9 protein-coding genes are annotated in these 12562 nt (G+C 77.9%); 6 read left to right on the top strand and 3 right to left on the bottom strand.

The features are described 5' to 3' along the window. Position 1 precedes the first annotated feature (1 nt). Positions 2-913, bottom strand: coding sequence for a UTP--glucose-1-phosphate uridylyltransferase GalU (galU, locus tag WAA21_RS05850; protein WP_336921833.1), 912 nt, complete (start codon positions 911-913; stop codon positions 2-4). An 83-nt stretch (positions 914-996) separates the two neighbouring features. Next, positions 997-3090 carry a GGDEF domain-containing protein gene (locus WAA21_RS05845; RefSeq protein WP_336921832.1) on the bottom strand — a complete coding sequence of 698 codons (2094 nt, stop codon included), beginning with the start codon at positions 3088-3090 and terminating at the stop codon, positions 997-999. A 50-nt stretch (positions 3091-3140) separates the two neighbouring features. Here WAA21_RS05845 and WAA21_RS05840 point away from each other — a divergent pair, with 50 nt between their 5' ends. The 6 genes from WAA21_RS05840 (at position 3141) to mscL (ending at position 8263) form a co-directional block, all read left to right on the top strand. Further along, positions 3141-3794 carry a 5-formyltetrahydrofolate cyclo-ligase gene (locus tag WAA21_RS05840; protein ID WP_336921831.1) on the top strand — a complete coding sequence of 218 codons (654 nt, stop codon included), beginning with the start codon at positions 3141-3143 and terminating at the stop codon, positions 3792-3794. Positions 3795-4075: 281 nt separating this feature from the next. After that, positions 4076-5626 (top strand): potassium/proton antiporter, encoded by a 1551-nt coding sequence (locus WAA21_RS05835; protein WP_336921830.1) that lies wholly within the window; start codon positions 4076-4078, stop codon positions 5624-5626. A gap of 61 nt (positions 5627-5687) precedes the next feature. Then, positions 5688-6332 (top strand): GTP cyclohydrolase I FolE, encoded by a 645-nt coding sequence (folE, locus tag WAA21_RS05830; protein ID WP_442893234.1) that lies wholly within the window; start codon positions 5688-5690, stop codon positions 6330-6332. Between the two features lie 87 nt (positions 6333-6419). Continuing rightward, a complete protein-coding gene (locus WAA21_RS05825) occupies positions 6420-6830 on the top strand; it encodes an FmdB family zinc ribbon protein (protein ID WP_336921829.1) in 411 nt (136 codons plus the stop codon). A gap of 139 nt (positions 6831-6969) precedes the next feature. Beyond that, positions 6970-7707 (top strand): hypothetical protein, encoded by a 738-nt coding sequence (locus WAA21_RS05820; RefSeq protein WP_336921828.1) that lies wholly within the window; start codon positions 6970-6972, stop codon positions 7705-7707. Positions 7708-7852: 145 nt separating this feature from the next. After that, positions 7853-8263, top strand: a complete 411-nt coding sequence (gene mscL, locus WAA21_RS05815; RefSeq protein WP_336921827.1) for a large conductance mechanosensitive channel protein MscL — start codon at positions 7853-7855, stop codon at positions 8261-8263. Positions 8264-8372: 109 nt separating this feature from the next. Here the strand turns inward: mscL and WAA21_RS05810 are convergent, their stop codons facing one another. Then, positions 8373-12557, bottom strand: coding sequence for a hypothetical protein (locus tag WAA21_RS05810; protein WP_336921826.1), 4185 nt, complete (start codon positions 12555-12557; stop codon positions 8373-8375). Positions 12558-12562: the final 5 nt, after the last annotated feature.

The raw sequence follows: 12562 nt of genomic DNA, 5'->3' as shown, positions 1-12562 counted from the left end.
CTCACGACAGGTCCGGGCCCTCGCCCGCGACGTACTCCTGCAGCCACGCACGGAAGTCCGGCCCGAGGTCGTCGCGCTCGGACGCGAGGCGCACGACCGTCTTGAGGTAGTCGAGGCGGTCGCCGGTGTCGTAGCGGCGGCCGCGGAACACGACGCCGCGCACGCCGTAGCCGTCGTCCTCGCCGTGGGCGAGGGTCTGCAGCGCGTCGGTCAGCTGGATCTCCCCGCCGCGCCCGTAGGGCGTGTGGCGGAGCACCTCGAACACGGCCGGGTCGAGGGCGTACCGGCCGATGAGGGCGAGGTTGCTCGGCGCCTCCTCGGGGTCCGGCTTCTCGACGAGCCCGGTGACGCGGACGACGTCCTCCTCGTCGGTCGCCTCGACCGCCGCGCAGCCGTAGAGGTTGACCTGGTCCTCCGGCACCTCCATGAGCAGCACGACGCTGCCGCCGTGGCGGGCCTGCACGTCGAGCATGCGCGGCAGGATGCTGTCGCGCGGGTCGATGAGGTCGTCGCCCAGCAGCACCGCGAACGGCTCGTGGCCCACGTGCTGCGCGGCGCACAGCACCGCGTGGCCGAGGCCGCGGGGGTCGCCCTGGCGCACGTAGTGGATCGTGCCGAGGTCGTTGGACTCCTGCACGGAGCGGAGGGTGTCGTTCTTGCCCTTGGCCTGCAGCGACTGCTCGAGCTCGAGGTTGCGGTCGAAGTGGTCCTCGAGCGCCCGCTTGCTGCGCCCGGTGATCATGAGGACGTCCTCGAGGCCGGCGTCGACCGCCTCCTCGACGACGTACTGGATGGCCGGCCGGTCGACGACCGGCAGCATCTCCTTCGGCGTCGCCTTGGTGGCGGGCAGGAACCGGGTCCCGAGGCCCGCGGCCGGGATGACGGCCTTCGTGGCCCGAGCGTCAGCAGTCATGCGCCGACCCTAGGGGTCCCCGCGCCGAGCCTCACCTGCACGCCCACGGCCCCGGGCGTCCGGGCACCCTGAGTCCCGCACGCTCAGTCCCGCGCGGCGGCGCGCACCGCCCCGCCGCTGTCGCCGGCCCCGGGCAGGGCGGCGACCTGGGTGCGGTCCCGGCCGCGCTCCTTCGCCTCGTACAGCGCCACGTCGGCCGCGCGCATGAGGTCGGTGCCGGTGGTGCCGTGCTCGGGGTAGCACGCGATGCCGACGCTCGCGGTCACCAGCAGCTCGGGCCCGCCGTCGGGCAGGCGGAACGGCTCGGCCCGCAGCGAGGCCAGGATCCGCTCGGCGAGCGCCGCCGAGCCCTCCAGGTCGGTCTCGGGCAGCAGGAGGGCGAACTCCTCCCCGCCGTACCGGGCGACGGTGTCGACCTCCCGCACGCACTCCGCCACGCGCCGGGCGAGCTCGCGGAGGACCGCGTCGCCCGCGGCGTGGCCGTACGTGTCGTTGACGGGCTTGAAGCGGTCGATGTCGAGCATGAGGACGCCGAGCGGGTGCCCGAAGCGGACGGCGCGCTCGAGCTCGCGGGCCAGCATCGTGCTGAGGTGGCGGAAGTTGTGGACGCCGGTGAGCGGGTCGGTGACCGACAGCCGCTCGACCTCGAGGTGGTCCTTGATGTTGGCCAGCGCCGTGCCGGCGTTGCCCGCGAGGGCGCCGAGGGCCTCGAAGGCGACGGCGTCGTAGGCGGGCGAGCCGGGGTCACGGGCGACGACGACGGCGCCCAGCGGCCGGGTGCCGTTGCCGAGCGGCACCGCGAGCACGGGGCCGAGCAGGTCGTCGCCGGGGTCCTCGATCGTCGCCCGCTCCGCCATCGCGCGGTCGGCGTGGCGCACGAGACGGGTGCGCAGCGCCTCGTCGAGCTCGGTGGGGCCCGCGCCCGCCTCGCCCCGGGCCCGCTCGCGCAGCGACACGAGCCGGCGCCCCAGCCGGGACCCGCGGTCGTGGTGCAGCGCGACGCCCATCGGCGCCTCCGCCGCGAGCAGCGCCGCCTGCAGGACCGTCTGCAGCAGGCCGTCGCGGTCGTGCGTCTGCTGCAGCGCGTCACCGAAGCGGGAGAAGGCGTCGAGGAACACCCCCTGCTGGCGCTGGGCGTCGGCCTCGCGGCGGCGGAGGTCCTGCGCGAGCGCACCGAGGACGCTCGACACCCGCTGCAGGTCGGAGTCGGTCGTGACCCGGGGCACGTCGGTGGGCCCGGCGACCTCGCCGGCCGCGACCCGCCGCGCGAGGTCCGCGAGCTCGGTGAGGGGCCGCAGCACCGTGGTGCTGAGGAGCCAGACGAGCAGGGCGACGAGGAACGCGCTGACGACGAAGCTGATGACGAGCGGCCGGCTGATGGAGGACTGCGGCAGGCCGACCGCCACGACCTGCAGCCGCCCGTCGAATACCTCGGGCCCGACCTCGAACCGGCGGTCCGCGACAAGCCCGCGCTCGCCGCCCTGGGCCTCGACCTCGGTGGCCACGGCGCCGGCGGTGTCCTGCAGCGTCGAGGAGGCCGCGACGACGCCGCCGGTCCTCTCGAGTAGCACGAGAGCCGTCCGGCTCAGCCCCACGGTGCCGGCCAGGCGGTCGACGGCCTCCCTGTCGAGGGGCTGGACGACGAGGACGGTGGCCACGGGCTCGGCGCTCGTGCCGAGGTCGACGTCGAGCGTGCTGGCCAGGACCGGGCCCGCCTCGTCGGAGCTGAGCACCCCCTGCGAGCAGGCCAACGAGAGGTAGGGCCCGGGGTCCGCGGCCGCAGCAGGCACTCCGGGGTCGCCGGAGGATGCCGCGACCCGGCTCGGGCCGTTCTCGCCGCGCTCGACGACGACCACCGACCACGGGTCGCTGCTGGACACCAGACCGTCCACGACCTGCTGGGCCTCGCGACGAAGGACGACCCGGGGGTCGGTCGCGACGTCGGAGGCCGCGATCTCACCGAGCAGCTGCGCGACCACCACCTCGGCCTGCTGCCCGAGCGCCGCGCAGTCGCGACGCAGCAGGGTGGAGCCGGCCTCCGCCACCTGGTCGAGCCGCCGGGACTCGGAGGCGTTGACGGAGTACGGCAGGAGGATGCCCGTGAGGACGAAGACCCCGACCAGGGGCACGACGGCGGCGACGACCAGAGCGACGAACAACCGTCCCCTGATGCCCACTGCCTGCCTCCCCGGGGGAGCTTCCACGTCCGAACAGCGAGGATCATCCCATGACGGCGCGACACAGCCCCCTGAAGCGCCCCGAGCGACGCGCCGTCCGCGCGCGCCGCGCGCTGGCCGACGACGCGCGTCCGCTGCCGCGAGAGGTCGTCGCGGACCGGCTCGCCGCCTCCGTCCCGGCGCTGCTGGCGCTCACCACGGCGGCCCCGCCCGTCACGGTCGCGCTGTACGTGTCGCTGCCGGACGAGCCCGGCACGTGGCCGCTGCGGCGGGCGCTCGCCGACGGCGGGCACCGGGTGCTCCTGCCCGTCGTGCGCGACGACCTCGACCTCGACTGGGTCCTCGACGACGGCGCCACCCGGTCCGCGCGCACCCCGCCGGGCCGGCGGCTCGGGCGCGACGCCCTCGCCGGGTGCGCCCTCGTCGTGGTCCCGGCGCTCGCCGTCGACCGCTCCGGCACCCGGCTGGGGCAGGGCGGCGGCTCCTACGACCGGGCGCTGGCCCGGCTCCCCGACGGCGTGCCCGTCGTCGCGCTGGTGCACGACGACGAGGTGCTGCCGCCGGGCGCCCTGCCGCGCGAGCCGCACGACCGGCCCGTCGGCCACGCGCTCACGCCGTCGGGGCTCGTCGGGCTCAGCGACCGGGGGCGGGCGGCACCAGCTCCTGACGGGTCTGCGCCGCCGCCCGGACCGCCTCGGCGCTGACCGGCATCCGGCGCCCGGGACACACCGGTGAGGTCGACCCAGCGGGACCCGTCCGGCTCACCGAGGTCGACGACCATGCGCATGGCCGGGACGGACGTGCGCGCGTGGTCCGGCCCTGACGGGGGCCACGGCGTCGCGACGACCGACCGCGACGTCCTGGGCCGCCGGCGGTGCGGCCGGCGCGCCGTCGGCGCGCCCGGCCACCGGTCGGTCCCCTCGCCCCCGTCGCGCACCCCGGCACACTAGGGCGCGGGAGCGGGGTCGGGAGGTGGAGGCGGACGGTGCTGTGGACGGTGCCCGCGCTCGGGGTGCTCGACGGCCGGGCCGTCGTCGCCCCGCCCGAGGCCGTCCTCGTCGCCGTCGCGCTCGTCCTGCTCCTCGCAGTCGCCGCCGTGCGGCTGTCGACGAGGACGGGCCTGCCCTCGCTGCTGCTCTACCTCGCGCTGGGCGTGCTGCTCGGCGAGGACGTGCTCGGCCTGCAGTTCGACGACGAGCAGCTCGTGCAGGGCCTCGGCTACACGGCCCTCGCGCTCATCCTCGCCGAGGGCGGTCTCACGACCCGGTGGGACTCCATCCGCGGCTCGCTCGGGCCCGCGTCCGCGCTCGCGACGCTCGGCACGTGCGTCTCGCTGCTCGTGACGGGCGTGGGCGCGTGGCTGGTCCTCGACGTCGACCTCGTGACGGCGCTGCTGCTGGGCGCGGTGGTCGCGAGCACCGACGCCGCGGCGGTGTTCTCCGTCCTGCGCTCGGTACGGCTGCCGCGCCGCCTGGTCGGTGCGCTCGAGGCCGAGTCGGGGCTCAACGACGCGCCAGCGGTCCTCGCCGTCCTCGCGCTGACGGCGGCGGCCGCGGGCACGAGCGAGGACCCGTGGTGGCTGTCGGTGCTGCTGGCCGTCCTCGCCCTGCTCGTCGGCGTGGTCGTCGGCCTGCTGGTCGGGCGGGCGGGCACCACCGCGCTGCGACGGCTCGCGGCGCCGGTGTCCGGGCCCTTCCCCCTCGCGGTGCTCGCCGTCGTCGGCATCGCCTACGGCGCGGCGGTCCTGCTGGGCGGCAGCGGCTTCATCGCCGTCTACGTCGCCGCGCTCGTCGTGGGCAACGCACGGCTGCCGCACGGGGGTGCCACCCGCGGCTTCGCGACGTCGCTCGGCTGGTTCGCGCAGATCGGCCTGTTCGTGCTGCTGGGCCTCCTCGCGACCCCCTCGCGGCTGCCCGACGCCCTGCTGCCCGCCCTCGCCATCACCGCGATCCTCGTGCTGGTCGCGCGGCCCGCCTCGGTGGTGGCGTCGGTGTCGTGGCTGGGCGTGCCGTGGCGCGACCAGGTGTTCCTCTCGTGGGCGGGGCTGCGCGGCGCCGTGCCCATCGTGCTCGCGACCATCCCCGTCATCGCGGGCGTCGACGGCTCCCGCCGCATCTTCGACGTCGTCTTCGTCGTGGTGGTCGTGAGCGTCCTGCTCCAGGCGCCGACGCTGCCGTGGCTCGCGCGCCGGCTCGGGCTGCAGGAGGACGACCACAACGCCGAGGTCGACGTCGAGAGCTCCCCGCTCGGGCGGATGGGCGCGGACCTGCTGGAGGTGCAGGTGCACGAGCGCTCCCGGCTGCACGGGGTCAGCGTGCAGGAGCTGCGCCTGCCGCGCCCGGCCCACGTCTCGCTCGTCGTACGGCCGGACGGCGCCGTCGTGCCGTCGCCGGCCACGACGCTGCGCCACGGCGACGCCGTCCTCGTCGTGACGACGCCGGCGGTCCGGGAGGCCGTCGAGCGGCGCCTGCGTGCGGTCAGCGAGCACGGTCGCCTCGCGGGCTGGGGCGACCCGGCAGGGGAGCGACCGCCGTGAGGCGCGTCTACCGTGGTCGCGGCGCCTCGCTCCCCTGCTGCGGGCGCCGGAGGAGGTCCCCGTGTCCGCGTCCGTCCCCGACCTGTCCGTCGCCCGTTCCCGCCGCGTCGACGACACCGCCCCGCGCACCGCTGAGCTCGTGACGGGACCCATGCCCGAGCCGGACCTGCCCGCCGCCGAGGACGCCGCGCGGGCCTTCCTCGTGGCGCTCGGCGTCGACCTCGACCGGCCCGGGCTCGACCGCACGCCGCTGCGGATGGCCAAGGCGTACGCGGAGCTGTTCCGCCCGCGCCCGTTCGAGATGACGACGTTCCCCAACGACGAGGGCTACGACGAGATGGTCGTCGCCCGCGACATCGAGTTCACGTCGGTGTGCGAGCACCACCTGCTGCCCTTCACGGGGCACGCGACCGTCGGGTACCTGCCCGCGGACCGCATCCTCGGGCTCAGCAAGCTCGCGCGGGTCGTCGAGCTGTTCGCCCGCCGCCCGCAGGTGCAGGAGCGCATGACGCAGCAGGTCGCCCGCTGGCTGCAGGAGCACCTCGAGCCGAAGGGCGTCGGGGTCGTGCTCACCGCCGAGCACACGTGCATGACGATCCGCGGCGTGCAGGCGCAGGGCTCGAGCACCACGACGTCTGCGCTGCTCGGGCGGGTGCGGGAGGACGCACGGACCCGCGCGGAGTTCCTCGCCATCGCCAGCCGCTGACGCACCCGGCGCCCGGCCGTACTATTGGCACTCGACACCAACGAGTGCTACCCCGGTCCGCGGGGTCCCACGACGCCAGGAGGCCCCGTGCCGACGTACGCCTACGCGTGCACCGCGTGCGGTCACGAGTTCGACGCCCAGCAGTCCTTCACCGACGACGCCCTCACCGACTGCCCGGAGTGCTCCGGGCGGCTGCGCAAGAAGTTCGGCGCCGTCGGGGTCGTGTTCAAGGGCTCGGGCTTCTACCGCACCGACTCCCGCTCGAGCTCCGGCTCCGGCTCTGGCTCGAACGGGTCCGGCTCCGGCGGGTCCGGCTCCGGCTCCTCGGGCGGGTCGGGGTCCTCGGGCGAGTCGTCCTCTGCCTCCGGCTCGTCGGGCTCAGGTTCCTCGGGCTCCGGCTCGACCGGCTCCGGCTCCGGCGGGTCGGGGTCGTCGTCCGGGTCGTCGGGCACGTCCGGGTCGTCGGGCAAGGGCACGAGCGGGTCCTCGGCCGCCTGAGGCGGACCTGCGGACGCACCGCCTCGCCCGCCGCCCGCACCGCCGTGTGACGTCCCCACACCCCGCGACCGGCCCGCCCGTCCACAGCCGGCGCCCGCGTCCGGCCCGGGGCCTCGCCGGGCGGCGTCACGCTGGGCGGGTGCTGCCGGGACCGTTCCGACCGCTGGTGCGCTTCGACCCGCACCGGCGCCGTCGCGTGCGCCGGACGTGGTCCCGGCTCGCGCCGGTCGCGGTGCCGGTCGCGGTGCTCTGCCTGCTGCTCGGCCCGCTGCTGGCCCGCGGCACGGCGCCCGACGCGTCCCCCGGCGCCCCGGACGCGCCGGGCGACGGGGTCGCCGGGTCCGGCCTGAGCCCACTGCCGGCCGCAGGCGGGCCGGGGAGCGGCGGGCTGTGGGACGCGCGGGTGACCGACGGGGTGCTCGCCGCGGAGGCCGCGGCGAGCGGCGCCGCGACGACCGGCGCGGCGCCGGAGGCGGCCGGCCTCGTGGGCCACCGCTCCGTCCTCGTCGCGGTGGCCCCGGTGGAGCCGGGGCTGCTGCCGCTGCTGCGCCCCGGCGACCGGGTCGACGTGTACGGCCCCGCGCCGCCCGACGACCGGCCCCGGGACGCGCCCGGTGACCGTGCCGCGCTCGACGCGCCGGCGGGCTGGGTGCAGGCCGGGACCGCGCCGGTGGTGCGGCTGGTCGAGGCGGCGCTGGTCGTCGCGGTACCCGTTCCGGTGGACGGCACGGCGGGCGCGTCGGGCACGTCGGGCGCCGCCACCGTGCCCACGGGGACCGTCGCGGTCGCGGTGTCGGACGCCGACGCGCGGGTCCTCGCGAGCGCCCGGCCGGGGGGCCTCGACCTCGCGCTGCGCCCGCGGGGACCCGGACCGTGAGCGGCCCGCCGCCGACCCTGGCTGGTCCGGCCCCGACCCGATCGGTGTCCCCGTTCTAGGGTGACGTGCCGGCGGCCTGCCGGTGGGCCGGCGGTCGCCGTCGCGCCCTGCCAGGGCTGCCGGTCGGCAGCGGGAGGGAGAGCTCGTGCTCCAGGGCTTCAAGGACTTCGTGCTCCGCGGCAACATCGTGGAGCTTGCTGTCGCGGTCGTCATCGGCACGGCGTTCGCCGCGCTCGTCGCGTCGGTCACCGAGCAGGTCATCAACCCCGTCCTGGCCGCCGTGGGCGGCGGCGGGGAGATCCCGGGGCTGTCGGTGCAGCTCGTCGACGGCAACCCCGCGACGATCGTCAACTTCGGCGCGCTGCTGGGGGCGGTCATCCAGTTCCTCATCACCGCAGCCGTCGTCTACTTCGTCTTCGTGCTGCCGATGAACAGGCTCGCCGAGCTCCGCCGGGCCGGCGAGCTGCCGGCCGAGGCGGCTCCCACCCCGGACATCGAGCTCCTGACGGAGATCCGCGACCTGCTCCGCGCGCAGCAGGGGCGCCCCACCCTCTGACCCCTCGTCGGTGCCGCCCCTGGGCCCTGACGGGTTCCGGGGCGTGCGCCGAGGGCCGGCACCGACTCCCTCCGGCGTCGCGCCCCGTCGGGCGTCGGCGTGGGGCGCCTCACCAGTGGGGCGGGCGCTCCCGGAGCAGCCGGTCCTCGCCGTCGTCGGGCTCGCCCCAGCCGACCGCCGACTCGTCCGGCGACGGCGGCAGGACCGGCTCCGACGCGGCGCCGCGTGCGGGGCGCGCCTGCTGCGCGGCGCCGTCGCGCTCGGCGGGCGCGTCTGCGTCCGGTCCCTCGGACCGGACGCCCGCGGAAGGCGGCTCCGCGGGCGGGGCGTCGGTCGCCTGGTGCGCGGTGGCGGGGGCTGCGGGCTCGTCGGCGGCGTCGGGCTCGTCGACGTCGCTGGCCTCCTCGGGCTCACCGGCCGCGTCGGGCTCGGAGGCCTCGCCGGGCTCACCGGCGTCGCCCCGCTCACCGGGCTCGCCCCGCTCACCGGGCTCGCCGGGCTCACCGGGCTCACCGGGCGCGTCGGGCGCGGTCGGCGCGGGTCCTGGCACGGCAGCGCCCGAGCCGGCGGCCTCCGGGTCACGTTCGGCGCCCGGATCACCGGCGGGCACGACGAGCGGCGCGGCGTCGACACCGACCTGCGCCGGCTCGGCGCCGAGGCCGACGGCCAGGTCGCGCGCCGCGCCGGCGACGTCGGCGGCCACGACCTCCGCGGCCACGAGCCGGTGCGGCCAGCCCGCCTCCGCGAGCCGGGCGCGACGCGCGGCGAGCGCAGCCGGGTCGGGCACGTCGAGGTCCACGTCGACGACGACGACCCCACCGGGCCCGCAGACGAGCAGACCGCCGCCGGTCGCCGGCTCGACCGTCACGGTGTGGACGTCGGTCAGCTCGGCGGCCAGCACCCCCAGCACGGGGTCGCCGAGGCGGCGGGCCCGCTCGGCCGGAACGTCTGCCGTGGTCGCCGCGGCGGCGGAGGGACCCGAGGGTGGCGCCGAGGTGGACGCGCCACCCGTCGGCGCACGGTGCCCTGTGCCGCGGCCTCGGCCGGCGCGCTCCGGCCGGCCCGCTGCCTCCTCGACCGCGGTGAGGACGTCGCGCAGCGCCCGGGCGCCCGGCGTCCGCAGCCGGCCCGGGTCGAGATCGCGGGCGCGCAGCGCCGTCACCACGTGCAGCCGGTGCCTCGCGCGGGTCACGGCGGTCGCGAGCAGCCCGGGGCCGCCGTCGCCGTCGAGCGGCCCGAAGCGGTGCACGACGCGGCCGTGGGGCGTGCGGGCGAAGCCGGTGGTGAGGACGACCTCGTCGCGCTCCGCCCCGCGTGCCTGGTCGACGGTCGCCACGATGACCGGCTCCTCGTGGTCGGCGCCGAAGGCGTCCGCGAGCGCGGGGTAGGTCCGCACCGCGCGCCGGACGCCCGCCGCGACGGCCGCGGCGTGCGCGCGGGTGAGGGCGAGCACGGCGACGGAGCGCGGCGGGTCCTGCGTCGCGAGCTCCGCGACGAGCCGCAGGACCTCCGCGACGACGTGCTCGACCTCGGCCTCTGTCGTCTCCAGCCGGTCCACGTCCCCACCGGGCAGGCCGACGGCGCCCTCGAGGAACGTCCGCACGACGGCCGCCTGCGTGCTCGGGCTGCCGGCGGTGCGGACCGGGCGGCTCCCGGCTGCCGTCGCGAGCCCCGCCAGCACCGGGTCCTGCGCACGGTGGGAGGCGGTGAGGGCGTCGGCGGGCACACAGCCCAGCAGCACCGCACCCGCGGAGCCCGGCCTCGCCGTGCCGAGGTCACCGACCGCGACCACCTGCGCGGCGCGGGCGAGCGCCCCCACGACGTCGACCACGGGCAGGCGCCCGGCGTCGTCGAGGACGACGACGTCCACGTGGTCGTCCGGGGCTAGGTCGGCCACCTGCGCGGGCAGCACGACGCGCACCGGGTCCGGCAGCCGCAGCCGCGGGTCGAGGCCGGCGCGGGACGCCGCGGCCCGGGCCGCCGCCCCGGCGAGCCACGCCGCCTCCGAGCGCGCGTGCTCCGCGGCGGCGTCCGTGGTGGCCGCCCGGTCGGCCGTGGCGGGGGCCGTGGCGTCGGCGACACCGTGCCACCACGCCAGGCGCAGCTCGCGGGCCGCGGCGGCCGGGTCGACGACGCCGGGCGGCAGATCCCGCAGCGCGCGGACCAGCCGCTCGCCGCCGCGCTCGCGCACCCGCTGCTCCAGCAGCGTGCGCCTCGGCAGGTCGTCCAGCGCGAGGGCGTCGTCGGCCAGGCGCGCGGCCGTCGCCTGCACGGCGTCGAGGTCGGAGCCCATGAGGCCGAGCCCGGGGTGCACGGCGTCGAGGCGCTGGCAGGCGCGCACGAGCGCCGCGAGCGCCGCCACCATCGCGCCGGTCGCGGCGGGCAGGTGCGCCCAGCCGGTCCCCTCGGAGATCTCCTGCCACTGCCGGCGCTGGTCGGCGGCCGCGACCAACAGACGGTGCAGCTGGGCGTCGTCCACCTGCACACCGGGGCGGACGAGGCGCCGGGCGCGCCGCTGCAGCCGCCAGCGGCTCGGCAGCGGCACCGCGTAGCCCGTCGTGCGGCGGAACTCCTCGTCGCCGGTCGCGGCGACGAGGTCGAGCACGTGCATGTCGAAGACCTCGGGCACCAGCCGGTCCAGCGTCGCCTGCAGGCCGCTGAAGAGCCGGTGGCGCTGCGCGACCTCCGAGACCGTCGTCGCGGGCGCGGTGCCCGTGCCGTGCGCGAGGTCGTCGGCGGCCGTGGCGGCCTCCCGCACCAGCTCGTCGCGCAGGCGACGGGCGAGGCCGAGCGCCTCCTGCGCGCCCTGCCGGTCGGTGATGCGCGCGCCGGTCCAGGCGCTGGTCCGCTCCTCGAGCAGGCCGAGGCGCACCGCCTCGCCGAGGTCCTCGGCGAGGGCGTCGACCTGGTCGCGCGACAGGGCGGTGCCGGGGTCCTGGGGCAGGACGACGTCGGTGAGCCGCGGGCCGTCCAGGACGCCGGCGGCGAGGGCCGACAGCACGTCGGCGCGGCTGACCTGCCACGGCCGGCGCACCTCCCGCAGCCGCGTGGCCGCGTCGCGGTAGCGCTGGGCCGCGGCCTCGTGCCGGGCGCTGTGCCGGGCGTCGCCGGGGGCGCCGTCCGCCGCGCGGGCGGGGGCGGCGACGTCACCCGTGGCACCGACGGCACCCGAGGCACCAGCGGCCTCGGGACCACCGCCACCGACCGGGCCGGCCAGCGGCTCGTCACCGACGGCGCCGGCGAGGCCGCTCGCCTCGAGTCGGTCCCGGAGCACGTCGGCCTGTCCGGGGTCGGGCACCACCACGAGACAGCGGCGCCCGGTGGCCGTCGCGACCGCCGCGACCGTCACCGCGAGCGTGGTGGCCCCGGTGCCGGGCGGGGCGTCGACGGCGAGGCTGTGGCCGGCGAGGACCGCCTCGAGCACACGGCGCTGGTCGGCGTCGGGGCGGGTCGGGGCGAAGCGGTCGAGCAGCTCCGCGACGGCCGCGACGCCGGGCCCGGGGTCCACGGGACCGGCCTCGATAGCCGCGGCCAGACGGGCGGCGAGCGCGGGACCGTCCTCGTCCCAGTCGTCGCCGAGCCAGGCGAGCGGCGAGGCGTCGTCGAGGAGCGGACGCAGCCGGTCGAGGTCGGCGACGACCCGGTCCGGGTCGACCGTGACGGGCGCGAGCAGCAGCCGGCGGCGCAGCGTGGCACCCGGCACGGCGGGCAGGTGGGACTGCACGAGGTCGAGGAGCGGGTAGGGGTCGACGCCGCCCCGCGCGTCGGGGCGGGGCACGCGCCCCGCCACGACGTGGTCGAGGTCGAGGGCGCCGGAGCTGCGCCGCGCGAGCTCGCGGACGAGCGCGGGGTTGAGCACGGCGTCGCCGGACACGGAGACCGACACGTCGCCGTCGCCCGTCCCGCCCACGCGGCAGCGGCGCAGCAGCACGGGGACCTCCACGGCCCCGGGCAGCACGACGACGCCGGCGACCAGGTGGCCCGCCTGCAGCCCGTCGGCCTCCAGCTCGCCGATCACCTCGCGGAAGCGCCGGAGCCGTCGCAGGGCCTCGACGCGCGCCTCGGCGTCGCGCACGAGACCGGACAGGGCCTGGCGCCCGGTCGACAGCAGGACCGCCTGCCCGGACGGGTGGGCGACCGTGAGGTCGAGCGTCGCGTCCGCGACGAGCCTGAGGTCACGCGCCGCGGAGGGCCGGTCCAGCAGAGCCGCCCGCGCACGGTCGAGCACGGCGGCCGCGCGAGCCGGCTCGCGGCCGGGCTCCCGAGGCGCCCCGGACGACTCGGGCTGCGACATGCCTC

It is taken from the genome of Aquipuribacter sp. SD81 (assembly GCF_037153975.1).
Lineage (GTDB): Bacteria > Actinomycetota > Actinomycetes > Actinomycetales > JBBAYJ01 > Aquipuribacter.
The sequence above is the reverse complement of the archived record's forward strand: the minus strand, read 5'-3'. Positions and strand labels throughout refer to the sequence as shown.